At 69.0% G+C, this 22,941-nt stretch carries 22 protein-coding genes; 13 read left to right on the forward strand and 9 right to left on the reverse strand.

Annotated elements, in window-relative coordinates:
* Position 1: 1 nt before the first annotated feature.
* The 5 genes from RHM57_RS01380 (at position 2) to RHM57_RS01400 (ending at position 3,736) form a co-directional block, all read left to right on the forward strand.
* Entirely contained in the window at positions 2-415 is a 414-nt protein-coding gene (locus RHM57_RS01380; protein ID WP_322189824.1) for a cytidine deaminase, read from the forward strand.
* Positions 412-1,722 (forward strand): thymidine phosphorylase, encoded by a 1,311-nt coding sequence (locus RHM57_RS01385; RefSeq protein ID WP_322189429.1) that lies wholly within the window; start codon positions 412-414, stop codon positions 1,720-1,722. The genes RHM57_RS01380 and RHM57_RS01385 overlap by 4 nt, the downstream gene beginning before the upstream one ends.
* 108 nt (positions 1,723-1,830) lie before the next feature.
* Complete coding sequence (locus RHM57_RS01390) at positions 1,831-2,949, forward strand: adenosine deaminase (protein WP_322189430.1); 1,119 nt, start codon at positions 1,831-1,833, stop codon at positions 2,947-2,949.
* 41 nt (positions 2,950-2,990) lie between these two features.
* On the forward strand, positions 2,991-3,467 hold the full coding sequence (locus tag RHM57_RS01395) for a PTS sugar transporter subunit IIA (protein ID WP_322189431.1): 477 nt from the start codon (positions 2,991-2,993) through the stop codon (positions 3,465-3,467).
* Positions 3,464-3,736 (forward strand): PTS sugar transporter subunit IIB, encoded by a 273-nt coding sequence (locus tag RHM57_RS01400; protein WP_322189432.1) that lies wholly within the window; start codon positions 3,464-3,466, stop codon positions 3,734-3,736. The genes RHM57_RS01395 and RHM57_RS01400 overlap by 4 nt, the downstream gene beginning before the upstream one ends.
* Before the next feature lie 27 nt (positions 3,737-3,763).
* On the opposite strand, the gene RHM57_RS01405 is transcribed toward RHM57_RS01400, so the two are convergent.
* Positions 3,764-5,584 carry a phospho-sugar mutase gene (locus tag RHM57_RS01405; protein ID WP_416173113.1) on the reverse strand — a complete coding sequence of 607 codons (1,821 nt, stop codon included), beginning with the start codon at positions 5,582-5,584 and terminating at the stop codon, positions 3,764-3,766.
* Positions 5,585-5,916: 332 nt separating this feature from the next.
* Positions 5,917-6,750: a purine-nucleoside phosphorylase gene (locus RHM57_RS01410; protein ID WP_134560705.1), complete on the reverse strand. Its 834-nt coding sequence runs from the start codon at positions 6,748-6,750 to the stop codon at positions 5,917-5,919.
* A gap of 181 nt (positions 6,751-6,931) precedes the next feature.
* On the opposite strand from RHM57_RS01410, the gene RHM57_RS01415 reads away from it, so the two are divergent.
* Entirely contained in the window at positions 6,932-8,365 is a 1,434-nt protein-coding gene (locus RHM57_RS01415) for an NAD(P)H-quinone dehydrogenase (protein WP_322189434.1), read from the forward strand.
* 100 nt (positions 8,366-8,465) lie between these two features.
* Here the strand turns inward: RHM57_RS01415 and RHM57_RS01420 are convergent, their stop codons facing one another.
* From RHM57_RS01420 to RHM57_RS01435, 4 genes are all read right to left on the reverse strand, one after another.
* The gene (locus tag RHM57_RS01420; RefSeq protein ID WP_322135197.1) at positions 8,466-9,767 is read right to left on the reverse strand and encodes an ISL3 family transposase; all 1,302 of its coding nucleotides are present in this window, start codon (positions 9,765-9,767) and stop codon (positions 8,466-8,468) included.
* A 151-nt stretch (positions 9,768-9,918) separates the two neighbouring features.
* Positions 9,919-10,272, reverse strand: coding sequence for an MmcQ/YjbR family DNA-binding protein (locus RHM57_RS01425; RefSeq protein ID WP_322189435.1), 354 nt, complete (start codon positions 10,270-10,272; stop codon positions 9,919-9,921).
* Positions 10,273-10,326: 54 nt separating this feature from the next.
* Complete coding sequence (locus RHM57_RS01430; protein WP_322189436.1) at positions 10,327-12,096, reverse strand: acetyl/propionyl/methylcrotonyl-CoA carboxylase subunit alpha; 1,770 nt, start codon at positions 12,094-12,096, stop codon at positions 10,327-10,329.
* Between the two features lie 109 nt (positions 12,097-12,205).
* Positions 12,206-12,874 (reverse strand): nucleoside triphosphate pyrophosphatase, encoded by a 669-nt coding sequence (locus RHM57_RS01435; protein ID WP_322189437.1) that lies wholly within the window; start codon positions 12,872-12,874, stop codon positions 12,206-12,208.
* 57 nt (positions 12,875-12,931) lie between these two features.
* Here RHM57_RS01435 and RHM57_RS01440 point away from each other — a divergent pair, with 57 nt between their 5' ends.
* The 4 genes from RHM57_RS01440 (at position 12,932) to RHM57_RS01455 (ending at position 17,410) form a co-directional block, all read left to right on the forward strand.
* Positions 12,932-14,245 (forward strand): class I SAM-dependent RNA methyltransferase, encoded by a 1,314-nt coding sequence (locus RHM57_RS01440; RefSeq protein ID WP_322189438.1) that lies wholly within the window; start codon positions 12,932-12,934, stop codon positions 14,243-14,245.
* Positions 14,246-14,362: 117 nt separating this feature from the next.
* Positions 14,363-15,067 carry a response regulator transcription factor gene (locus tag RHM57_RS01445; protein ID WP_322189825.1) on the forward strand — a complete coding sequence of 235 codons (705 nt, stop codon included), beginning with the start codon at positions 14,363-14,365 and terminating at the stop codon, positions 15,065-15,067.
* Positions 15,054-16,370 carry a sensor histidine kinase gene (locus tag RHM57_RS01450; RefSeq protein ID WP_322189439.1) on the forward strand — a complete coding sequence of 439 codons (1,317 nt, stop codon included), beginning with the start codon at positions 15,054-15,056 and terminating at the stop codon, positions 16,368-16,370. The genes RHM57_RS01445 and RHM57_RS01450 overlap by 14 nt, the downstream gene beginning before the upstream one ends.
* Positions 16,370-17,410 carry a hypothetical protein gene (locus RHM57_RS01455; RefSeq protein ID WP_322140663.1) on the forward strand — a complete coding sequence of 347 codons (1,041 nt, stop codon included), beginning with the start codon at positions 16,370-16,372 and terminating at the stop codon, positions 17,408-17,410. The genes RHM57_RS01450 and RHM57_RS01455 overlap by 1 nt, the downstream gene beginning before the upstream one ends.
* A gap of 254 nt (positions 17,411-17,664) precedes the next feature.
* Here the strand turns inward: RHM57_RS01455 and RHM57_RS01460 are convergent, their stop codons facing one another.
* Together RHM57_RS01460 and RHM57_RS01465 are read right to left on the reverse strand one after the other, a co-directional pair.
* On the reverse strand, positions 17,665-17,928 hold the full coding sequence (locus tag RHM57_RS01460; RefSeq protein ID WP_322189440.1) for a hypothetical protein: 264 nt from the start codon (positions 17,926-17,928) through the stop codon (positions 17,665-17,667).
* Positions 17,929-17,937: 9 nt separating this feature from the next.
* Positions 17,938-19,551, reverse strand: a complete 1,614-nt coding sequence (locus RHM57_RS01465; protein ID WP_416172932.1) for an acyl-CoA carboxylase subunit beta — start codon at positions 19,549-19,551, stop codon at positions 17,938-17,940.
* Positions 19,552-19,726: 175 nt separating this feature from the next.
* Between RHM57_RS01465 and RHM57_RS01470 the strand changes: the two genes are divergently transcribed.
* Both RHM57_RS01470 and RHM57_RS01475 read left to right on the forward strand, forming a co-directional pair.
* Positions 19,727-20,608 carry a biotin--[acetyl-CoA-carboxylase] ligase gene (locus tag RHM57_RS01470; RefSeq protein WP_322189441.1) on the forward strand — a complete coding sequence of 294 codons (882 nt, stop codon included), beginning with the start codon at positions 19,727-19,729 and terminating at the stop codon, positions 20,606-20,608.
* Positions 20,609-20,615: 7 nt separating this feature from the next.
* The gene (locus tag RHM57_RS01475) at positions 20,616-21,176 is read left to right on the forward strand and encodes a PH domain-containing protein (RefSeq protein WP_322136415.1); all 561 of its coding nucleotides are present in this window, start codon (positions 20,616-20,618) and stop codon (positions 21,174-21,176) included.
* On the opposite strand, the gene RHM57_RS01480 is transcribed toward RHM57_RS01475, so the two are convergent.
* Positions 21,132-21,656 (reverse strand): GtrA family protein, encoded by a 525-nt coding sequence (locus tag RHM57_RS01480; RefSeq protein ID WP_322136414.1) that lies wholly within the window; start codon positions 21,654-21,656, stop codon positions 21,132-21,134. The genes RHM57_RS01475 and RHM57_RS01480 overlap by 45 nt on opposite strands.
* A gap of 122 nt (positions 21,657-21,778) precedes the next feature.
* Here RHM57_RS01480 and RHM57_RS01485 point away from each other — a divergent pair, with 122 nt between their 5' ends.
* Positions 21,779-22,915: a 5-(carboxyamino)imidazole ribonucleotide synthase gene (locus RHM57_RS01485; protein ID WP_322189442.1), complete on the forward strand. Its 1,137-nt coding sequence runs from the start codon at positions 21,779-21,781 to the stop codon at positions 22,913-22,915.
* The last annotated feature ends 26 nt before the right edge of the window (positions 22,916-22,941 follow it).

Raw genomic sequence — 22,941 nt, forward strand, 5'->3', positions numbered from 1 at the left:
CGTGGCTCCCGCCATCGACTGGGCGCTCCTCCGCAGCACCGCGACCGAGGCGATGAGCCTCGCGTACGCGCCGTACTCGAAGTTCCCCGTCGGCGCGGCGGCCCTCGTCGACGACGGCAGGGTGATCAGCGGATGCAACGTGGAGAACGCCTCGTACGGCCTCACGCTGTGCGCGGAGTGCGCCCTCGTCTCCGTGCTGCACCTCACCGGCGGCGGCAGGTTCCTCGCTTTCAGCTGCGTCGACGGCAACGGCAACCTGCTGATGCCGTGCGGCCGCTGCCGCCAGCTCCTCTACGAACACTCCGCACCCGGCATGCTGCTGGAAACAGTCTCGGGCCTCCGCACCATCGACCAGGTCCTGCCGGACGCCTTCGGGCCCCGCCAGCTCGCCGACTACCGGGAAGAACACCAGTGAACACCCAGACCCACCTCGAAGCCTTCGACGCCGTCGACCTGATCCGCACCAAGCGCGACCACGGCGAACTCGCCACCCCCCAGATCGACTGGCTGATCGACGCGTACACCCGCGGCTACGTCGGCGACGAGCAGATGGCCGCGATGACCATGGCGATCTTCCTGAACGGCATGACCCGCCGGGAGATCAAGGACCTCACCCTCGCCATGATCAACAGCGGCGAGCGGATGAGCTTCGCCGGCCTCGGCAAGCCGACAACCGACAAGCACTCCACCGGCGGCGTCGGCGACAAGATCACCCTCCCGCTGATGCCGCTCGTCGCGGTCTTCGGCGCGGCCGTTCCGCAGCTTTCCGGCCGCGGCCTCGGGCACACCGGCGGCACCCTCGACAAGCTCGAGTCGATCCCCGGCTGGCGCGCCCACCTCAGCAACGAGGAGATGTTCGCCCAGCTCCGCGACCACGGCGGCGTGATCTGCGCGGCGGGCGGCGGCCTCGCCCCGGCCGATGGCAAGCTCTACGCCCTCCGCGACATCACCGGAACCGTCGAGGCGATCCCGCTGATCGCCTCCTCGATCATGTCGAAGAAGATCGCGGAGGGCACGAGCGCGCTCGTCCTCGACGTGAAATTCGGGTCCGGCGCATTCCTGAAGGACATCGAGCTCTCCCGGGAGCTCGCCCGCACGATGGTCGCGCTCGGCGAGGATGCCGGGGTGGCGACATCCGCCCTGCTCACCAACATGAACGTGCCGCTCGGCTTCGCGATCGGAAATGCGAACGAGGTCCGCGAATCGGTCGAGGTGCTCGCCGGCGGCGGGCCTGCAGACGTCGTCGAGCTCACGATCGCCCTCGCGACCGAGATGCTCGAGCTCGCCGGGATCACCGGCGTCGACGTCGCCGCTGCCCTCACCGACGGGCGGGCCATGGACAAGTGGCGCGAGGTCATCCGCGCCCAGGGCGGCGACCCGGATGCCGCACTGCCGGTCGCGAAGGAAACCCACATCGTCACGGCAGACCGTGACGGGGTGCTCGTCGAGCAGCAGGCGCTGCCGTTCGGGATCGGCGCCTGGCGTCTCGGGGCGGGCCGTGCCCGCAAGCAGGACCCCGTGCAGCACGCCGCAGGGATCGACCTGCACGCCAAGCCGGGCGACACCGTGCGCGCAGGGCAGCCGCTCTTCACCCTCAGCGCCGACGAGCCGGAGCGTTTCACCAGGGCCCTGGAGGCCCTCGAGGGCGCATACCGGATCGGCGACCCCGGCGAGCCCGTGCTCGACGGCGGCCCCCTCATCGCCGAGCGCATCGGTCGCTGAGCACTGCTCGATCTCCGCACGGAACCGGTGTGTTGCCGATCACAATAAATTACGGGAGATATGCCTGGGGAGGAGCCGGGGGAGGCCGGGGCCGGTAGATTGGTGAGCGTGAATACGAGCCTTGAGGAATTCCTGCTGCCCGGTGGTACGAGCATCAATGCGCTGCCCAAAATATCGCTGCACGACCACCTCGACGGCGGCCTGCGCCCCCAGACGATCATCGAGCTCGCCGAGGCCATCGGTCTCGCCCTGCCGTCGACGGAAGCTGCCGCCCTCGGCGATTGGTTCGCCGACCAGGCCAACTCCGGCTCGCTCGTGGATTACCTCAAGACCTTCGATGTGACGACGGCCGTGATGCAGACCCGTGAGGGCCTCACCAGGGTCGCCCACGAATTCGTGCTGGACCTCGCAGCAGACGGTGTCATCTACGGGGAGATCCGCTGGGCACCCGAACAGCACCTCACCCGCGGGCTCACCCTCGACCAGGTTGTCGAGGCCGTGCAGGAGGGGCTCGAGTCCGGCGTCGACGAGGCGGCAGAATTCGGGTCCACCATCCGGGTCGGCCAGCTCATCACCGCGATGCGCCACGCGAACCGCGGCCTCGAGATCGCCGAACTCGCCGTACGCCACCGCGGCAACGGCGTCGTCGGCTTCGACATCGCCGGAGCGGAGCTCGGCTTCCCCGCCCGCAACCACATCGCAGCATTCGACTACCTCGCCAAGGAGTTCATGCCGGTCACGGTGCACGCCGGAGAGGCCGACGGGCTGGGCAGCATCCGCGGCGCCCTCTTCGACGGCCGCGCACTGCGCCTCGGTCACGGCGTGCGCCTCGCCGAAGACATCGTGATCGGCCGCGAGGACGACGACAACACCTACGTCACCCTCGGCCCGGTCGCACAGTGGGTGCGCGACCGCGAGATCGCCCTCGAACTGAGCCCGTCGTCGAACCTGCAGACCGGCGCAATCGCCGCCTGGGGTGACGACCTGCTCGACCACCCCTTCGACCTGCTCTACCAGCTCGGCTTCCGGGTCACCGTCAACACCGACAACCGGCTGATGAGCGACACGAGCCTGAGTCAGGAACTCGCGCTGCTGAGCGACGCCTTCGGCTACGACATCGACGACCTCGAGGTCTTCCAGCTCAACGCCGCCCAGTCCGCGTTCCTCCCGCTCGAAGAGCGCGAAGAGCTCGCCGACGCCATCGTCGCGGGCTTCGAAGAGGCCTGAGAGTCCGCAGACCCCGCCACGCAACCCCAGTGAAAGAACCTATGCAACTCCCAGACCTGCCTCTTACCGCCATCGCGATCGGCATCCACGTGGCCGACTGGCGCACCGCCGTGACCGCGGCCGGCGACGGTCTCGAGCGCTCGGGGTCGACAGGCCCCGGCTACACGAAACGGATGATCGACGTCATCGAAGAGTTCGGCGCCTACGTCGTGATCGCCCCCGGCCTGGCCCTCGCCCACGCGCGCCCAGGCCCCGATGTCCTCGCAGAGGGCCTGAGCATCGTGACCCTCGCGGAACCCGTCGCCTTCGGCCACCCGCACAACGACCCGGTCAGCGTGGTCCTCGGCCTCGCCGTGACGACGGGCGATGAGCACGTGCTGCTCGTCGCCGAACTCGCGAACCTCTTTAATGACCCGCGGGTCATCCCTGCGCTTGCGGCCGCGACGGATGCCGCCGGCATCCGTTCGCTGCTCGGCGTGACGGCACCCGCCGGAGAAGCCAGCGGGGTCCAGGAATGAAGATCGTCGCCCTGTGCGGGGTCGGAGTCGGCACCTCCGCGATCCTGAAGATGAACGCAGAACGGGCTCTCGCCCGGCTCGACATCGACGCCGAGGTGACGGCGACCGACGTTGCCTCCGTGCAGACCGTCGGCGCGGACGCGCAGGTGATCCTGACCTCATCGGAGCTCGTGGCCCACATCGGCAAGACCAACGCGGACATCGTCGTGATCGACAACTATTTCGACGTCGACGAGCTCACCACCAAGCTCGAGGAAGCGCTCGGCTGAACCCGGAGCGGTGCGGAGGTTCTAGCCCTACGCGATGAGCTCGCGCATACCGCGCTCGAGCTCGGCGAGCACGGCGTTGGCGGCGACCTGGCGCTCCACCACCGTGCCGACGACGCTGCTCGTGTCGAGGTAGACCTTGAGCTTGGGCTCCGTGCCGCTCGGGCGCACCATCACGCGGGCGCCTCCGACGAGTCGGATCCGGAGCACATCGCTCGGGGGCAGGCCGAGGAAGCCGCCGGCGAGGTCGTCGATGTGGTCGACGCGGATCCGGCCGATGAACACCGGCGGGTTCGAGCGCAGCCGGTCCATCACCCGGGAGATCGACGACAGGTCGGTGACGCGCACCGAGATCTGGCTCGACGAGAAGTGCCCGAAACGGCCGCTGAAGTGGTGCAGGTGGTCCGCGAGGGTGAAGCCCTCGTTCTTCAGGTCGCTCACGAGGGAGAGCAGCGCGAGGGCCGCGGAGATGCCGTCCTTGTCGCGCACGGTCGTCGGATTCACGAGGTAGCCGAGGGCTTCCTCGTAGCCGAAGACGAGACCGGGGGCGCGGGAGACCCACTTGAACCCGGTGAGGGTCTCTTCGAAGCGCATGCCGTAGGCATCCGCCACGGCCTTCAGCGCAGGCGACGAGACGATCGAGCAGGCCAGGGTGCCGTTGCGCGGGGCTGGGGCGGAGGTTTCCGCGTCGTCGTCCGTGGCGGCGTCGTCGGCGAGGGGCGCCAGTTCTGCCCGTTCCGCTGCACGCCAGCCGAGGATCGCACCGACCTCGTTGCCGGTGAGGCGACGGTAGCCGCCCGCGGCGTCGGCGTCGGGGATCGCGATCGCGAGGCGGTCGGCGTCCGGGTCGTTCGCGATGACGAGTTCGGCGTCGATCTCGCGGGCGGTCGCGAAGGCGAGGTCGAGGGCGCCCGGCTCCTCCGGGTTCGGGAACGCGACGGTCGGGAAGGTCGGGTCCGGGGCGATCTGCGCGTCGACGAGGGTCGGCAGGTCGTAGCCCGCAGCCTCGAGCACGCGGCGGGTGGTGTCCCAGCCGACCCCGTGCATGGCCGTGTAGACGGCGTTGACCTGGGCGCGCGGCGGGCCGACGGTTGCGGCGGTCGCGGCGATGTAGGCCTGGACGACGGTCTCCTCCGCGGTCTCGTAGGCGCCGCGCGGCAGGTCGGGGATGGTCGTGTGCGTCGCCACGCGGTGGATCTCCGCCGCAATGAACGCGTCGTCCGGTGAAACGATCTGGGACCCGCTGTTCGCGCCGCCGAGGTAGACCTTGTAGCCGTTGTCGGCCGCGGGATTGTGCGAGGCGGTGACCATGACGCCGGCGCTCGCGTCGAGGTGGCGGACGGCGAAGGCGAGGACGGGCGTCGGCAGCAGGCGGGGCAGCAGGATGGCGCGGACGCCGGCACCCGCCATGATCGCGGCACTGTCGGCCGCGAAGACCTGGGAGTTCTTGCGGCCGTCGTAGCCGATCACGACGGAGGGGGTCTGGCCGGGAAGGGCGGTTCCGATCAGGAACGCGGCGAGGCCGGCCGCGGCCTGGGACACGAGGACGCGGTTCATCCGGTTGGAGCCGGCGCCGATCGCGCCGCGGAGGCCGGCCGTCCCGAAGGCGAGGCGCTCGTCGAAGCGGGCGTGCAGCTCGGTGATTGCTGCCTCGTCCGCGGACTGTGCCCCGCGGAGCAGGGCGCGCAGCTCGGCCTGGGTCTCGGGGTCCGGGTCCTGGGCGAGCCAGGCGGTGGCCGCGGCGAACGTGGTGGCGTCGTCGGGCGCAGGGGCCGGTGCGGACGTCGTCGATGCCCCAACGGGGTGGGCGAGCGCTGCCGGGACGAAGGCCGCCGCGACGGTGGCGTCCATTTCCGCGGTGACGGGGGCCTGCTCGTCCGCGGCGGATGCCGGGTGGGCCGTCAGTGGGGCAGCGGCGGGTTCCTGGGCTGCCGCCGGAACCACCGGCGATGCCGGGGCTTCCGGGGTGGGCGGAACGGGCTCCGCTGATTCGGCTGCTGCCGCTACCGGAATCTCCACGATCTCGAGCGCGAGGGTCGGGGGCAGTGCGGAAGCGGGAGCATCCGGCAATGCCCGGTGACGCCCGCGCGCGCGGACCTCACCGGTGCCGGTCAGCCCGGCGTCGACGGGCCCTGTGCTCGTGGGCCCCGTGTTCGTGGGCCCTGTGCCGGTCTCGGTCGCGCTCACAGGGCGGCCACGATCCTGGCGAGGAGTGCGCTGATCACGGGTTCGGCCTGCTTGCCTGCGACGAGCACTTCGGCGTGGCTGAGCGGCTCCTTCTGGATCCCGGCCGCGAGATTGGTGATGAGGGACAGGCCGAGGATCTCCATGCCGGCCTGGCGGGCGGCGATGGCCTCGAGCGCCGTCGACATGCCGACGATGTGGCCGCCGATCGCCTTCGCCATCTGCACCTCGGCGGGGGTCTCGTAGTGCGGTCCGCGGAACTGGCAGTAGACGCCCTCGTCGAGCCCGGGGTCGATGGTGCGGGCGAGGTCGCGCAGCCGCTTCGAATAGAGGTCGGTCAGGTCGATGAAGGTCGCGCCTTCGAGCGGCGAGTCCGCGGTGAGGTTGATGTGGTCGCTGATCAGCACCGGCGTTCCGGGGGTCCAGGTCTCGCGGATGCCGCCCGCCCCGTTGGTGAGGATCATGGTCGTCGCGCCCGTTGCCGCAGCGGTGCGTACGCTGTGCACGACCCGGCGGACGCCGTGGCCTTCGTAGTAGTGGGTGCGCGCGCCGATGACGAGAGCCCGCTTGCCGTTCGGCAGGAGCACGGAACGCAGGGTGCCGACGTGGCCTTCGAGCGCGGGGGCGCTGAATCCGGTGATCGACTGCGCGGGGATCGTGTGCGTGGTCTCGCCGATGAGCTCCGCGGCCTTGCCCCACCCGCTGCCGAGGGTCAGCGCGACGTCGTGATGGGTGACGCCGGTCAGCTCGGCGATTTCCTCCGCCGCGATCCGGGCGATCTCGAATGGATCGGTTTGTGGCTCGTCCAGCGGGTTTGCGTCGATCGTCGGCATCCCCCCACTCTATTCGCCCGAACCAATTCGACGGAGATTTTGGGCATTCGGGGCCCAAAGTGCCCTCTCACGCGCGGAAATCTCAGAAACTTCGTCGAATTCGTCCGGCGCGGGCGTTGGGGCGGGCGGATGCCCCCTGCCGGGATTGGTGGCGAAGGGCGGCGGACGGCAGAATGTCACCATGGCCTACGAGTTCGAACGCAAGCAGCAGATCGTCATTCTCGGCGGAGGGCCCGGCGGATACGAAGCGGCGATCGCCGGAGCACAACTCGGGGCGGAGGTCACCCTCGTCGAAGAGGTCGGCGTCGGCGGGTCGGCGGTCATCACGGACGTCGTGCCCTCGAAGTCCCTCATCGCCACCGCTGAGGCCACCAACTCCATCGGCGACGCGACCGAGCTCGGCGTCCAGCTCTACGTGCGCGGGGCCGACGGCAAGCCGAGCCGCCCCGAGGTCGCGATCAACCTCGCCGCCGTCAACAAGCGCCTCCTCGCGCTCGCCCGCCAGCAGTCCGAGGATATGCGGGCCACGCTCGTCACCGCCGGAGTACGCCTCGTGCAGGGCCACGGCCGCCTCGACGGCACGAGCGGCGTGATCGTCGCGACCTCGGAGGCCTCCGGCACCGATTTCGACCGGATCAGCGCCGACACCATCGTCGTCTCCGTGGGCGCGAGCCCGCGCATCCTCCCGACCGCGGTCCCCGACGGTGAGCGCATCCTCACCTGGACCCAGCTCTACAACCTGCGGGCGGTGCCCGAGCACCTGATCGTCGTCGGGTCCGGCGTCACCGGCGCCGAGTTCGCCTCGGCGTACCGGGCCCTCGGTGCCCGCGTCACCCTGATCTCGAGCCGCGACCAGGTGCTGCCCGGCGAGGACGCCGACGCCGCCGCAGTGATCGAGAACGTCTTCAAGCGCAATGGGATGGTCGTCCTCAGCAAGTCCCGCGCCGAATCCGTCGTCGTCACCTCCACCGGGGTGCTCGCGACCCTGTCCGACGGCCGCAAGGTCGAGGGCAGCCACTGCCTGATCGCCGTCGGCTCTGTGCCGAACACCCGCGGGATCGGCCTCGAGGAGGCCGGAGTGCAGCTGACCGACTCCGGGCACATCCGGGTGAACCGGGTCGCCCGCACCTCGATGCCGAACATCTACGCGGCCGGAGACTGCACGACCGAGCTGCCCCTCGCATCGGTCGCCTCGATGATGGGCCGCACGGCGGTGTTCCACGCGATGGGCGACGCGGTGAACCCGATCGAGATCCGCAATGTTGCGGCCAACATCTTCACCCAGCCCGAGATCGCGACCGTCGGCTGGACGCAGAAGCAGATCGAGGACGGGCTCGTGCGCGGGACCATCTACAAGCTGCCCCTCGCCGCGAACCCGCGGGCGAAGATGATGGGGATCAAGGACGGCTTCGTCAAGCTCTTCGCGACCACGACCACCGGCACCGTCATCGGCGGCGTCATCGTCGCCCCGAAGGCGAGCGAACTCATCTTCCCGCTCGCGCTCGCCGTCGAGCACCGGCTCACCGTCGATGAGGTCGCCAGGGCCTTCCCGGTCTATCCGTCGCTGACGGGCTCGATCACGGATGCCGCCCGGGCGATGCACATCGTCCTCTAGTCCCGAACGGATCCCCACACACCCCGCCCCGCGTCCTCGCGAGAGTGCACTTTCGGCCCTTAAAGCGCGGTTTTAAGGGCTCTCCTGACTCTTCCGTGGGTTAGTCCCGGCCGGGAAGCACGGGTTTGTGCCCGCCGAGGCTGAGCATTGCGAGGGCGATGAGGGCCTCGGGTGATTTGAAGCCGAACGCGATGCGGGTCATGAGGCGGATCTTGGTGTTCATGGATTCGACGCGGCCGTTGGAGAGGCTGTGCTCGATGGAGGCCAGGATCGCGGTGCGGTGTTTCACGATGCTCTTCTGCAGTTTCACGAAGGACGGGATGCGGCAGCGGCGAGCCCAACCAACCCATTTGTCGAGAGCTTCGGTCGCTTCCTCGAGAGGCAGTTTGAAGATCACACGGAGGCCTTCCTTCAGGTAGTACGCCCGAGCCAGCCGGGGGTCGGTCTGCACGATCCAGGCGAGCTTCGTTTGTTGCTTCTCGGTCAGGTTTTCCGGGTTCTTCCAAAGCGCGTATCGGCAGTTCTTGATGCCCGTCGCCCGGGCGCTGTCTGGGCGTGCCGGGGCGTCGGCTGGGGGCCGGCCGCGAGTGCGTCGGGCATCGTTGTGCCGGGCGGCTTTGCGGGCCTCGTTCCACGCGCCCCGGCGGACTTCATCGAGGGCCTCGGTGGCCCATTTCACGACGTGGAACGGATCAGCGCAGCGAACAGCGTTCGGCGCTCGTTCCGCGACAACACTGGCGATCCAGGCCGCACCGTCCGCGGAAACATGCGTGATCAGTGCCGAACGCTCCGGCCCCAACGCATCAAAAAACGTCTCGAGGGTGGCCTTGTCCTGGCCTGGTGCCGCCCAGACGAGACGGCCAGAATCGTGGTCCACGACGCAGGTCAAGTACTTGTGGCCGCGCTTGTAACTGATCTCGTCAATCCCGATCCGGGTGAGGCCCGCGAACTGGTCGAACTGCTTCTCCGTATCTGCCCAAACCCGGGTGATGATCGCGCCCACGGTGCGCCACGCGATGCGCATCAGCACGGTGATGGCGGACTTGGATGTTTGCGTGGCCAGCCACGCGACCTGGTCATCGAAGAACAAAGTGTGCCCGCTCTGATGCCGGGCCCACGGCACGGCGGCGACCGTCACGCCATGCACCCGGCAGCTCACCCGCGGCGCCGCAGCTTCTAAGTGGATTTGCACCGAGCCGGCGTCCAGGGATCGCCAGCGGCGCCGCCCGTCACCGGCGTCGTAGCGCGGGCAGCGCTTCCGGCAGGCCCCGCACCGGTTCCGCATCGATGCCGTTGGGCGCACCGACGCGACCAGCATGCCCGTATCCGCGTCGAGATCGACCGCTTCGACGATGGTTTTGTCGACTCCGAGCAGAGTCCGCCATAGTGTTGAGTTTTGCACGCCGTTTTCTCGTCCCTGTGTTTCTTGCCTTTGTCAGTTAGAAACCTAGACGGAGAGCGGCGTGCACTCGTTAAGGCGCTCGGAAACCACCCACGGTAACGTCAGGAGAGCCGTTTTAAGGGCCGAAAACGTACTCTCGCGGGACGGTGGGTCAGCCCTGGAGGGACTGGCGGATGGCGCGGGGGAGAGCGGCGACGATGATCGCGTGCGACTCGGTGATCAGCTCGCGCACGTGGCCGGCGGGCACGGAGCCGTCGAGTCTCACGGTCACCCAGTGCCGCTTGTTCATGTGGTACCCGGGCTCGATGCCGGCAACGCTGCGGATCAGCCGCGGCACGTTCTCCGGGAGCGCCTTGAGCGTGATCGACCGGCGCGGGGCATCCGGCTGGTCGACGGAGAACATCTTGCCCGCGACCTTCATCACCCGGGCCTCAGGCCCGAACGGGTACGTCTCGACGGCGCCGTTCAGGTCGAGCAGGAACGCGGTCAGTTCGTCCGGATCCACGACGGTCCCCTTTCCCGGCCGACGATGTGCGAGCGGATGCCTGCCGTGCGGTGCCTAAGCGGCGTCGGTCACGGCGAGCAGCAGATGCCCGCTCGACACCGTGGCACCGACGACGGCGCCGATGCTGCCGATCACGCCGTCCTTGTGCGCGGTGAGCGGCTGTTCCATCTTCATGGCTTCGAGCACGAGCAGCAGGTCGCCCTTGACGACGACGTCGCCTTCAGCGACGGCGAGCTTGACGATCGTGGCCTGCATCGGCGCGACCACGGCGTCGCCGATGGCCGTGTTCACCGAGTGGGCCACGCCACGGCGACGCGGGGCGGGACCGGCGGTGCTTTCGGCGGTGCCGGGCAGGAGACGCACGGGGAGGCTGACCTCGATGCGGCGGCCCTCGACCTCGACGACGACGTTGTGGCGCTTCTCGGCGGTGCCCTCGTCGGTGAGGGAGCCGTTCCACGGTTCGATGTCGTTGACGAAATCGGTTTCGATCCACCGGGTGTAGATCGAGAACGGCTCGCCGTCCGAGGGTGCGAACGCGGGGTCGCGCACGATCGCGCGGTGGAACGGAAGCACGGTCGGGAGGCCCGCGATGTCGAACTCGTCGAGGGCGCGGCGCGAACGCTCGAGCGCCTCCTCGCGGGTCGCGCCGGTGACGATGAGCTTGGCCAGCAGGGAGTCGAAGGAACCGGAGATGACGTCGCCGGCCTGCACGCCGCTGTCGACGCGCACGCCGGGGCCGCCCGGCGCCCTGAAGACGTGCACGGGGCCGGGAGAGGGCATGAACCCGCGGCCGGGGTCTTCTCCGTTGATCCGGAATTCGAAGGAGTGCCCGCGCGGGATCGGGTCGTCGTAGTCGAGGCGACCGCCCTCGGCGAGGCGGAACTGTTCGCGGACGAGGTCGATGCCCGTGACTTCCTCGGAGACGGGGTGTTCGACCTGGAGCCGGGTGTTGACCTCGAGGAAGGAGACGGTGCCGTCCTGGCCGATCAGGAACTCGCAGGTGCCTGCGCCGAGGTAACCGACCTCCTTGAGGATGGCCTTGGACGCGCGGTACAGCTCGTCGTGCTGAACGGTCGTGAGGAACGGTGCCGGTGCCTCCTCGACGAGCTTCTGATGGCGACGCTGCAGCGAGCAGTCGCGGGTGGAGACGACGACGACGTTGCCGTAGGCGTCCGCGAGGCACTGGGTCTCGACGTGGCGGGGCTTGTCGAGGTACTTCTCGACGAAGCACTCGCCGCGACCGAAGGCGGTGACGGCCTCGCGCACGGCCGAGTCGAAGAGCTCAGGGACCTCTTCGCGGGTGCGGGCGACCTTGAGGCCGCGTCCGCCGCCGCCGAAGGCCGCCTTGATCGCGACCGGAAGCCCGTACTGGTCGATGAAGTCGAGGACCTCTGACGCGCCCTCCACCGGGTTGAGCGTGCCTGGGGCCATCGGAGCGTTCACCCGCTCGGCGATATGCCGCGCGGAGACCTTGTCTCCGAGCTGCTCGATGGCGTCGGGAGACGGGCCGATCCAGACCAGGCCGGCGTCGATCACGGCGCGGGCGAAATCGGCGTTCTCGGCGAGGAAACCGTAGCCGGGGTGCACGGCGTCGGCACCCGAACGGCGGGCGACCGAGAGGATCTTCTCGATGACCAGGTAGGTTTCTGCGCTTGTCGTACCGTCGAGCCCGTACGCCTCATCTGCGAGGCGGGCGTGCACGGCGTCACGATCCTGGTCGGCGTAGACGGCGACCGAGAGAATGCCGCTGTCTTTCGCGGCTCGAATCACCCGGACGGCGATTTCGCCCCGGTTGGCGATGAGGACCTTCGTTATGCGGGACACAGTGCCTGAGCTTATTGGAGATCGCGCCCGAGACTTTGGTTCTCTTCAACAAAAAGAACCCCGAAAAAGGTATGGATGCCTACAAGGCGCCCTCGAAACCCGCTGCGCGTCAGGCTTTCGCGCGGTTCCAGAGGCTCGGCCAGGAGTGGCCGAGCCTCAGCACGAGCCGGCGCAGCGTCGGCAGCGACAAGCCGACCACGGTCGAGGGATCGCCCTCGATGTGGGTGATGAAGGGGGCTCCCAGACTGTCGATCGTGAAGGCCCCCGCCACGAACAGGGGCTCTCCCGTCGCGATGTACGCGTCGAGCTCTGCGTCGTCGATGTCGTCGGCGAAGGTCACGTCGGCGACCGCGACGGCCCCGACGGCTCGGCCGGGCACGCCGGCCCTGTGTTCGATGAGCCAGTGGCCGGAGTAGAGCTGCCCGGTGCGGCCGCGCTGCAGCTCCCAGCGTTCCCTGGCCCGCTCGGCCGTGTGCGGCTTGCCGTAGATCACGCCATCGATGACGAAGACGGAGTCCCCGCCGAGCACAAGGTGCACGTCGTCACCGTCTGCGGCCTCGGCGTCCAGGGCGACGATCGCCCGGGAGACGTCCTCCGCCTTGGCGCGAGCGAGCAACTCGACCGTGTGACGGGGCGTCAGCGGTGCGCCCAGCGTCCGGGCGGCATCCGCTGCGACCTCGTCTTCGTCGACGCCGGGCGCGATCGTGACCGGCTCGATGCCCGCGGCACGCAGGAGCGTGAGCCGGGCCGGAGAGGTCGAAGCCAGATAGAGGCGCATGGTTCCCTTTGTGCGGCGAGATAAGCGGCGATAGAAGCGATGTGGGATGCTCGAACAATGGCCACCAGCAATGACACACCGGCGAATCTCCCCGCACCCGCAGCCGAGGTGGGTACTGAACTCGAACTCCTCGTCACCAACGTAGCTCACGGCGGTATCTTCATCGCCAGGCACGAAGGCCGCGTGGTCTTCGTGAGCGACACCCTGCCGGGGGAGCGCGTGCGCGCCCGGCTCACCTCCGCGAACCACAAGAGCTTCTGGCGCGCGGAGACCGTCGAGGTCCTCGACGCGGCCCGCGAACGCCAGCCGCACATCTGGGCCTCCGCTGCCGTCGAGCGCGACCCGGACGACCGGGCCGGCGGCGCTGAGTTCGGCCACATCGAACTCGGCTTCCAGCGCGAACTCAAGCGCCAGGTGCTCGCAGACTCCCTGAAGCGCATGGCGAAGATCGAGTCCGACGTTGTCGTCGAACCCGTGCCGCTCGGCCCAAACGCCTCGCCAGGCGACGCGGCGGACGGCACAGGCTGGCGCACCCGGGTGCGCCTTCACGTCGACGAAGACGGCACGGTCGGCCCATACGCGGCCCGCTCCCACCGGGTGATCCCCGTCGGCGATCTTCCCCTCGCCGAGCGGATGCTCGAAGCGGCCGCCCCGCTCGACCAGCGTTTCCCCGGAGCGGCTTCAGTCGACGTCGTCTCCCCGAGCCTCGGCACCGTGCAGATCCTCGTCTCGGAGCCGGACGCGCGCGGTAAGCCCAAGGCCACCCCGCGCACCCTGATCCGTGAGGTCGTCGGTGACCGGGAATTCCGTCTCGACGCCGGCGGGTTCTGGCAGGTGCACGTCCGCGCTGCGGACACCCTGTACCACGCCGTCCAGGACCTGATCGATCCCGAGCTGTTCGACCCCCGTGCCACCAACCTCGACCTGTACGGCGGCGTCGGGCTGCTCGCTGCGGCCGTCGGTGACAAGTTCGGCAGCACTGTCCGGATCACCTCCGTCGAGAGCGACGCGCACGCGACCGACTTCGCCGCAGAGAACCTCGCGGAATGGGTCGGAGCGAGCGTTCGCACCGACCGGGTCGACCGCTTCCTGGCCGGCCTGGTCCGGGACGCGAGCGCCGCCGAACGGGCGAAGCACCAGGCGGCGACCGTCGTCCTCGACCCGCCGCGTTCCGGCGCAGGCCACGAGGTCATCGACCAGCTCGCGGTGCTGTCCCCGAAGCAGATCGTGTACGTGGCCTGCGATCCCGTCGCCCTCGCCCGCGATATCGCCCTCCTCAACGGGCACGGATACGAGCTGCGGAAGCTGCGCGCGTTCGATCTCTTTCCGAACACTCATCACGTCGAAGCCGTCGCCCTGCTGTCCAAATAGCTATCGTTGACGTGTACGTGCAATGGAAGAATGTAGGAACAAGTGACGCACCCGACAACACCCGCGACCTCTCCGACCACGACGGCGGATGCCCCCGCCGGCCCTGCCGGTGCGACCCTGGGTTCGACGCACGCCGCTGAAGCGCGTACGCCGCTCGACCACCCGGTCCGGGTGGGCATCGCCGACGATCACGAATCCGTCCGCCTCGGCATCCAGGCCGCCTGCGAGAACGTCGGTTACGAGGTCGTCGCAACCGCGGCGACCGTCCAGGGACTCGTCGACGGGATCGGCGGACGTCCCTGCGACGTGATCGTGCTCGACCTCTCCCTCGGCGACGGCTCCCTCGTCACCGACAACGTGCACCTGGCCCAGAGCACGGGCGCATCGGTGCTCGTGCACAGCATCGCCGACAGGGTCGCCCTCGTTCGCGAGGCCCTCGCTGCGGGCGCCGCCGGCGTCATCCCGAAGTCGTCGCCGACGACGACAGTGATGGCCGCGGTGGCCTCGGTCGCACGCGGCGACGTGCTCAACAACCTCGAATGGGCGACCGCGATCGACGCCGACCGCGATTTCGCCAAGGCCCAGCTCGGCCGCAGGGAACGGGACGTGCTGCACCTCTACGCCTCCGGCCTTCCGCTCAAGATGGTCGCCATGCAGCTCGGCATCGCGCACTCGACCGCGCGGGAGTACCTCGACCGGATCCGCGTGAAGTACGTCGAGGTCGGGCGTCCCGCGCCGACGAAGGTCGACCTGCTGCGCCGGGCCGTTGAAGACGGAATCCTGCCGGGGCTGGACCCGGATGGCGGAGATGGCCGCGGCTGAAGCAGCGGGCACGATCCCGCAGCTCCCGACACGGTTGCCTCCCGACCGCCTGGAACTCGTACCCGTCGCGGCGGAGGGCATCCGGGCGCCCGGCATCCGCCAGCCCCGCAACCCGATCAGCCGGTCCCGGATCGAGGTCGTAATCTCCCGGTCCGTCGCCGGGGTCGCCGTCGTCTTCTCCCTGCAGGCCCTCCCGGCGATGCTGCAGCAGATCCCGTTGCGGCTGCCGGTCATGGGCGTCGCGATGCCGGTCGCCCTCGCCGTGGCGGTCGCAGCCGTCGTAGTGGCCTCGATCACCAAGGTCGGAGTGCGCATCACGACCGGCGCCGTTGCACTCGTGTATTTCGTCGCCCTGATCGGGTGGCCGTTCCTGATGCGGGACCCGGCGGCCGTCCTCGACGGGAAGCCCTGGCTCTGGTACGTCTGCACGGTCGCGACCTCGTGCGCGGCCATCTCGTTCCCGCTCGGCTGGGCGTGCGCGTACACCTTCGCCGCCCCGCTCGCCTACGGGATCGTGCGTTCGCTGCCCTCCGGCGGTGACGCGGATGCGCTGCTGGCTTCCCTCGACGCCGTCTACGCGACGCTCCTCGGCCAGGTCCTCCTGATCATAATCTTCATGCTGCGGCAGACGGCAGCCTCCGTCGACGCCGCGCAGACGAATGCGCTCAACAAGTACGCGAACGCCGTGCGCCAGCACGCCACCGAGGTCGAGCGCGTGCAGGTGGACTCGATCGTGCACGACAGCGTGCTCGCGACGTTCCTCGCCGCGGCCGCCGCCGGCAGCCCGAAGGCCGCGCAGCTCGCCTCCGGGATGGCCACCGACGCCCTCCAGCGCCTCACGGACGCAGCGATCACCCCGGCCGTCGACGACAGCACGGTGAGCTTCTCCGAGCTCGCCGGGCAGATCCGCCTCGCGGCCTCCCGGCTCGCCCGGCCGTTCACGATCGTCGAGTGCTCCATCCCGAAGCTCGCCGTGCCCACGCACGTCTCCGAGGCGATCCTCGCGGCCTCCGTCCAGGCCATGGCCAACAGCGTGGAGCACGCCGGCGCAGGCCCAGGTGCGCCCGATCCCGAGCGGGTGCTGACGATGAGTGCGAACAGCCAGGGCGGATGCACCATCCAGATTTCCGACACCGGCGTCGGCTTCGACCCGGCCCTCGTCCCGAGCGCGCGCCTCGGCCTGCGCATCTCGATCGCGGAGCGGATGCAGAGCGTCGGCGGCTCCGTGTCGGTGTGCTCCACGCCGGGGCAGGGCACCACGATCACCATCGAGTGGCCGAAGGACGGCGGGGTGACCCCCTGATGATCACCGTCCCGCGCGGGCTCGTCCTGTTCCTCGCCGGCCTCTTCTCGGCGTACCACGTCGTGCTCGGCATCTACTCCATCGACCTGCCGCGCACCCCGGGACCGACGATCATCGCGCTCGCGCTCTACGCACTCGCGACGGTCCTGAGCCTCTGGCCGTCGAGCCCGATGCGGATGGGCCTTGCGCTCGCCTTCTTCAACGTCGCGGTCTGCGTCGTGATCCCGCTCCTCGTCGGCAGCCAGCTCGACGGCTCCGCAAGGAACGGCTACGCGACCTGGTACGTCGCCGCCGTCGGCACTCTCATGACGATCACGGCGACGCGCCGCCGAACGGCGCTCGCCTGGGTCGGTGTCGGCGCGCTCGTCGTGCACACGATCATCTGGGCCGGCCCGGCCCAGCTGCTCGACATGGGCGTGATCGGGAGTGTCGTCTGGGTGACCGTTGCCGTCCTCCTCGCCCGCGCCCTCGCCAAGGCGGGGCGTGACGCCCGCCAGTATGCGCTCGCGGAGCGGGAGGCGACGGAGTGGCAGGCCGCCCAGGAAGCGCACTTGTTCGAACGCCAGGTGCGCCTCGCGCAGACGCTGCGCCTCGCGTCCCCCATGCTGCGCCGCATCATCGACAAGCGCGGCGAGCTCGACGCGGAGGACCGCCAGGAGTGCCGCTACCTCGAAGCCGCCGTGCGGGACGAGATCCGCGGCCGCAAGCTGCTCAACGACGCCGTGCGCGAGCAGGTGATGACGGCCAGGCGCCGTGGCGGCATCGTGACGCTTCTCGACGAGGGCACGATCGACGACCTCGACGGTGCCGAGCTCGAAACCGTCCTCAATCAGCTCGCCGCCGCCATCGGCGAATCGACGGCCGACACGATCATCGCACGCACCGCGGGGGAAGGGTCGGCGACGGCCGTGACCGTGGTCGGCCTCAGCAGTGCTGATGCCCGGCTGAGCGCCCTGGGACAGGACTCACCGGAGCCCGAGGTCGACCTCTGGCTCGAGATCCCCAGAGACCCGGCCACGGCATCCGCCCTCGGCGCCTGAGGGCCTGCGGGGAACGGACCGGCCCGGAACGCAAAAAAAAGGGGACCAACCCGAAGGCTGGTCCCCTTTTTACGTTGTGCCAGGGCGACAACCCGAATGTCACCCTGACGTGCCCCCAGAATTCGCCTGCTTACCCTAGTCGACGAATTCTGGCTGTGTAACTCAGTGAGCGACACCTAGCAATATCTATAGTGGTCGAGCCGTTCGCAATTCAAAAGTCGGCATTTAGGGGGACCGGCCAGGACCCGGACGGTTCAGGCCCGGAACTCGCCCCAGCTGCTCTGCCCGGACACGAAGGGCGGCCGGATGGCCCGCTGGCCGGCCTGCCAGCCGCTGCGGGCGCCGGTCGGCTTCTTGTGCAGGCTGCCGGTCTCCTCGCGGAGCAGGCCGTGCAGCACGGCGGACACGGCCGCGGCCTCGACCGGGCTGATGCCGCGGGTCAGGAACCGCAGGTGCGCCGGAGCATCCGCGGGGGTGTCCTCCGGTGCGTCCGGTCGGGCGTTCTCTTCGTCTGCCATGGTCGCTCCCTACAGCGGGATGTTACCGTGCTTCTTGGGCGGCAGGCTCGAGCGCTTGGTGCGCAGGGCACGCAGCGCCTTGGTGATGGCGACCCGGGTGGCTGCCGGCTCGATGATCCCGTCGAGCTCGCCGCGTTCGGCGGCGAGGAACGGGCTCGCGACGTTGTAGGTGTACTCGTTGGCGAGGCGGGTGCGCACGGCGTTGACGTCCTCCTCCGCGGCTTCGGCTTTCTTGATCTCGGCGCGGTAGAGGATGTTCACGGCGCCCTGGCCACCCATCACGGCGATCTCGGCGGTCGGCCAGGCGAGGTTGATATCGGCTCCGAGCTGCTTGGAACCCATCACGATGTATGCGCCGCCGTACGCCTTCCGCAGGATCACGGTCACGAGCGGCACCGTCGCCTCTGCGTAGGCGTACAGCAGCTTCGCGCCGCGGCGGATGACGCCGGTCCACTCCTGATCGGTTCCGGGCAGGAAGCCGGGAACGTCGACGAGGGTGAGGATCGGGATCGAGAACGCGTCGCAGAACCGCACGAAACGGGCGGCCTTCTCGCCGGCCTGGATGTTGAGCGTCCCGGCCATGGCGTTGGGCTGGTTGGCGACGATGCCGACGGACCGGCCCTCGACGCGGGCGAAGCCGACGACGATGTTCGGGGCGAACAGCGGCTGCGTTTCGAGGAAGTCGCCGCGGTCGACGATGTGCTCGATCACGGTCTTGACGTCGTATGGCTGATTCGGCGAGTCAGGGATGATCGTGTTGAGCGCGCGGTCGGCATCCGTCGTCTCGAGCTCCACGTCGCTGTCGAAGACCGGAAGCTCGGCGAGGTTGTTGTCGGGCAGGAAACCGAGCAGGGTGCGGGCGTAGTCGAGCGCGTCGGCCTCATCGCTCGCGAGGTAGTGCGCGACACCGGAGACCTTGTTGTGGGTGAGCGCGCCGCCGAGCTCCTCCATTCCGACGTCTTCGCCGGTGACGGTCTTGATCACGTCGGGGCCGGTGACGAACATCTGGCTGATCTTGTCGACCATGATCACGAAGTCGGTGAGTGCGGGGGAGTAGACCGCGCCACCGGCGGCGGGGCCGCAGATGATCGAGATCTGCGGGATGACGCCGGAGGCTGCGGTGTTGCGGCGGAAGATCTCGCCGTACTTGCCGAGGGCTACGACACCCTCCTGGATGCGCGCTCCGCCGGAGTCGAGGATGCCGATGATCGGCACGCCCGTCTTGAGGGCGAGGTCCATCACCTTGATGATCTTGTCGCCGGCCACCTCGCCGAGCGATCCGCCGAAGATGGTGAAGTCCTGCGAGTAGACCGCGACCTGGCGCCCGTGGATCGTGCCGGTGCCGGTGACGACCGCGTCGCCGTACGGCCGCTTCTTCTCCATGCCGAAGCCGTGGGTGCGGTGGCGCACGAACTCGTCGAGTTCGACGAACGAGCCCTGGTCGAGAAGGAGCTCGATACGCTCGCGCGCGGTCATCTTGCCCTTGGCGTGCTGTTTTTCGATCGCCGCCTCACCGCTCGCGGTCACGGCTTCGTGATAGCGAATCTTGAGGTCGGCGAGCTTTCCAGCCGTCGTGTACAGATCTGGTCCCGAAACGGGCGAATTGTCACTCACGCCGTTCACTCTACCGGCCAGCCCTCGGCCCGGACCGTTGACGAAACCCTACAAAACCCGGCCCGATCGCTGGCCGTTCTGTTCCCCCGGGCGGGCATAACTCCTGCAGATTCCGCAAATTCGGTTCAAAATGTGGCATCGGGGGCATCTTCCGGGAGAATTGCAGGAAGCGGAAGTAGGTCAGATGCAGTTTCCACTCAGCCGTGAGGCGGTGAGCCGGTTCGACTACCTCGACGAGGCCGGGTCCACGAACGACGTGCTCGTCGGCCACGCGACGGGGGCGGATGCCGCCGGCTGGCCGCACCTGTCGACCGTCGTCACCGACAACCAGACCCGCGGCCGGGGCCGGCTCGGCCGCACCTGGCTCGCCCCCACCGGCAAGTCGCTCGCCATCTCCGTGCTGCTGCGCCCGCTCGTCGGAACAGGCGCCGGCGAGGGCACCCCGCTCCCGGTGGATCGCTTCGGCTGGTTCCCGCTCCTCGCCGGCGCCGCGATGACCATCGCCGTGCGCGCAGAGGTCGAGGCGAGCCTCGTCGCGGGCGCCCCGTCCGCCGGCACGTCGGCCGCCGGCCCCGACGACGGTGAACACCCCGCCCACGAGGTCACCCTGAAGTGGCCCAACGACGTGCTGATCGACGGCTACAAGGTGTCCGGCATCCTCTCAGAGCTGCTGCCGGACACCCGCGGGCTCGTGATCGGCACGGGCCTCAACCTCTCGCTCGACGAACACGACCTGCCCACGCTCACCTCGACCTCGCTGCTGCTCGTGACCGGCCGGGCCCCCGAGGCGGATGCCGTGCTCGCCCGCTACCTCATCGAACTCTCCCGTCTCACGGCCGAGTTCCTCGCGGTGAACGGGGACCCGGTCGCGAGCGGTCTCCTTGGCACCGTCACGGCACTGTGCGGCACCCTCGGCTCGAAGGTGCGGGTGCAACTGCCCGGCGGTGACGACCTCGTCGGGGTCGCGATCGCGCTCGACGAGTCGGGCCGGTTGATCGTGGAGAACCAGGCCACCGGCGAGCCGCAGGCCGTCGCGGCGGGCGATGTGACCCACCTGAGGTATTAATAGGGTCATGACGAACAACAGGGGGACGGGCCCGGCAGATCCGGGGGCTCCGGCCGAACGGGTCGTGGCCGCGCTGCGCCCGCACGGTCGCGTGCTGCTCTGGCCGACCCTTGCGCTGGTCGGCGTCTGCACGGCAACCGGGTATTTCTACGGCAACCTCGCGGAGCCGTGGCAGGACAGCGCCCTGCTCTGGGTCGCGGCTGCGGTCGTCGTGCTGGTCTGGCTCCTGCCGCTCGCGTCCTGGCTGAACCGGCGGTACACGATCACGACCCGGCGCATCATCTTCCGGCGCGGTTTCTTCGTGCGGACCCGGCAGGAGCTGCTGCACAGCCGTGGCTACGACGTGAGGGTGCGGACGACCTGGCTGCAGACCCTGAGCGGTTCCGGCGACGTGATCATCGCCTCCGGCTCCGAACGGCCGCTCGTGCTGAAGGACGTTCCCAATGCGACCCTGGTGCAGCGCGTGCTGCACGACCTCATCGAGCAGTCGCAGACCGGATTCGATTCGCGGCGGCGCGAGGAATCAGCGTTCGCTGCCGACCAGACGACCATCTGGAATGGTCGCTAGGCTCGCCGTCACCGGAGCGACAACGCGACGGTGCGGGGCGAAGACCCAGTAGCGGTAGAGCACGAAGCGGAAGATCGCGCCGAGGATGAGGCCGATCACGTTCGAGGAGATGTTGTCGGCGACGACGCTGGTGTGGCCGAGCACGTAGTGGCTCACCCACAGGCAGGCGAGTCCGATGCCCATACCGACGAGGCTGACGCCGAAGAATTCGATTCCTTCGCGGAGGGTCTGGGACTGGCGGCTCTTGCCGAAGGTCCAGTACCGGTTCCCGATCCAGTTCACGGCGATGGCGAGGATGGTCGAGACGACCTTGGCGTAGATCGGCCCGGCGTGGACCAGGTGCGGATCGAAGACCGTGGTGCGGAGCAGATTGAACACCGAGAAGTCGACGGCGAAGCCGACGAGTCCCACGGCGCCGAAGCTCGCGATCTGAATCGCGAGGGCGACGAGCCGTGCTGATTTTCCCGAGGTAATCGGCATACATCCATCCGGTCTATGGGCGAAGATAGAACAACAATCCACGAGTCTACGGCGCGTACACCGCCTCAGACTGAAAATCGGTGCGTCCGAAAATGAAGGGTCGCACAGAAATCGGTGACGAAATGAGCACGACAGTCGGCGTAATCGGGGGCGGCCAGCTGGCCAGGATGCTGATCCCCGCTGCGGTGAACCTCGGGATCGACCTGCGTGTCCTGGCCGAGGCCGACGGCATGTCGGCCGGCCTCGCCGCGACGAGGGTGGGGGACTATCACGACCTCGACACGGTCCTCGCCTTCGCCGAGACCGTCGACGTGATCACCTTCGACCATGAGCACGTGCCCCAGGCCGTGCTCCGTGAACTCGTCGCCCGCGGGGTCACCGTGCGCCCGGGACCGGAGGCCCTCGTCTTCGCCCAGGACAAGATCGAGATGCGCCGGCGCCTCGGCGAGCTCGGGCTCCCGGTTCCGGACTGGGCGGCTGTCGAGAACACGGCTGAGCTCGCCGTCTTCATCGCCGACCACGGCGGCCGCGCCGTTGTCAAGACGCCGCGGGGCGGCTACGACGGCAAGGGCGTGCGGGTGGTCACGCACAAGCACGAGGTCGACGACTGGTTCATCGCGCTCGCCGAGGACGCCAACGGCGGCGCCCTGCTTGTCGAGGAGCACGTGCCGTACACCCGGGAGCTGGCCCAGCTCGTGGCCAGGCGCCCGTCCGGCCAGGTCGCCGTCTGGCCCGTCGTCGAGACCGTGCAGCGCGACGGCGTCTGTGCAGAAGTGATCGCCCCCGCGCCGCTGTCGAGCGGACGACTCGCGGCGGTCGCCGCCGACATCGCCGTCAGGGTCGCGGAGGGCATCGGCGTGTGCGGCGTGATGGCCGTCGAGCTCTTCGAGACGACGGATGAGCGCCTCCTGATCAATGAGCTGGCGATGCGCCCGCACAACAGCGGCCACTGGTCGATCGAAGGATCGACCACGAGCCAGTTCGAACAGCACCTCCGTGCCGTCCTCGACCTCCCGCTCGGTGCGACGACGCCGCGCGACGAGTGGTCGGTGATGGTGAACATCCTCGGCGGACCCGCTGAAGGCACGCTCGCCGATCGGTATCCGGCGGCTTTCGCCGCGCATCCGTCGGCGAAGGTGCACAACTACGGGAAGGACCCGCGACCCGGCCGCAAGGTCGGCCATGTCACCGTGGGAGGGGCGGATCTGGACGACGTCGCCTATGAAGCGCGTGCCACTGCGGCGTTTTTTCAGGACTGACACCTAAGATCGACTGCGTGCCCGAG

The organism is Cryobacterium sp. 10S3 (genome assembly GCF_034344045.1).
GTDB classification, from domain to species: Bacteria; Actinomycetota; Actinomycetes; order Actinomycetales; family Microbacteriaceae; genus Cryobacterium; species Cryobacterium glucosi.

What these genes read in the sequence shown, in the direction of transcription:
- RHM57_RS01395 (WP_322189431.1), top strand. Translation starts at nt 2,991, where the DNA reads ATGCAACTCCCAGACCTGCCTCTTACCGCCATCGCGATCGGCATCCAC.
- RHM57_RS01400 (WP_322189432.1), top strand. Translation starts at nt 3,464, where the DNA reads ATGAAGATCGTCGCCCTGTGCGGGGTCGGAGTCGGCACCTCCGCGATC.
- RHM57_RS01405 (WP_416173113.1), bottom strand. Translation starts at nt 5,584, where the DNA reads ATGGACGCCACCGTCGCGGCGGCCTTCGTCCCGGCAGCGCTCGCCCAC.
- RHM57_RS01410 (WP_134560705.1), bottom strand. Translation starts at nt 6,750, where the DNA reads ATGCCGACGATCGACGCAAACCCGCTGGACGAGCCACAAACCGATCCA.
- RHM57_RS01415 (WP_322189434.1), top strand. Translation starts at nt 6,932, where the DNA reads ATGGCCTACGAGTTCGAACGCAAGCAGCAGATCGTCATTCTCGGCGGA.
- RHM57_RS01435 (WP_322189437.1), bottom strand. Translation starts at nt 12,874, where the DNA reads ATGCGCCTCTATCTGGCTTCGACCTCTCCGGCCCGGCTCACGCTCCTG.
- RHM57_RS01440 (WP_322189438.1), top strand. Translation starts at nt 12,932, where the DNA reads ATGGCCACCAGCAATGACACACCGGCGAATCTCCCCGCACCCGCAGCC.
- RHM57_RS01450 (WP_322189439.1), top strand. Translation starts at nt 15,054, where the DNA reads ATGGCCGCGGCTGAAGCAGCGGGCACGATCCCGCAGCTCCCGACACGG.
- RHM57_RS01455 (WP_322140663.1), top strand. Translation starts at nt 16,370, where the DNA reads ATGATCACCGTCCCGCGCGGGCTCGTCCTGTTCCTCGCCGGCCTCTTC.
- RHM57_RS01460 (WP_322189440.1), bottom strand. Translation starts at nt 17,928, where the DNA reads ATGGCAGACGAAGAGAACGCCCGACCGGACGCACCGGAGGACACCCCC.
- RHM57_RS01470 (WP_322189441.1), top strand. Translation starts at nt 19,727, where the DNA reads ATGCAGTTTCCACTCAGCCGTGAGGCGGTGAGCCGGTTCGACTACCTC.
- RHM57_RS01475 (WP_322136415.1), top strand. Translation starts at nt 20,616, where the DNA reads ATGACGAACAACAGGGGGACGGGCCCGGCAGATCCGGGGGCTCCGGCC.
- RHM57_RS01480 (WP_322136414.1), bottom strand. Translation starts at nt 21,656, where the DNA reads ATGCCGATTACCTCGGGAAAATCAGCACGGCTCGTCGCCCTCGCGATT.
- RHM57_RS01485 (WP_322189442.1), top strand. Translation starts at nt 21,779, where the DNA reads ATGAGCACGACAGTCGGCGTAATCGGGGGCGGCCAGCTGGCCAGGATG.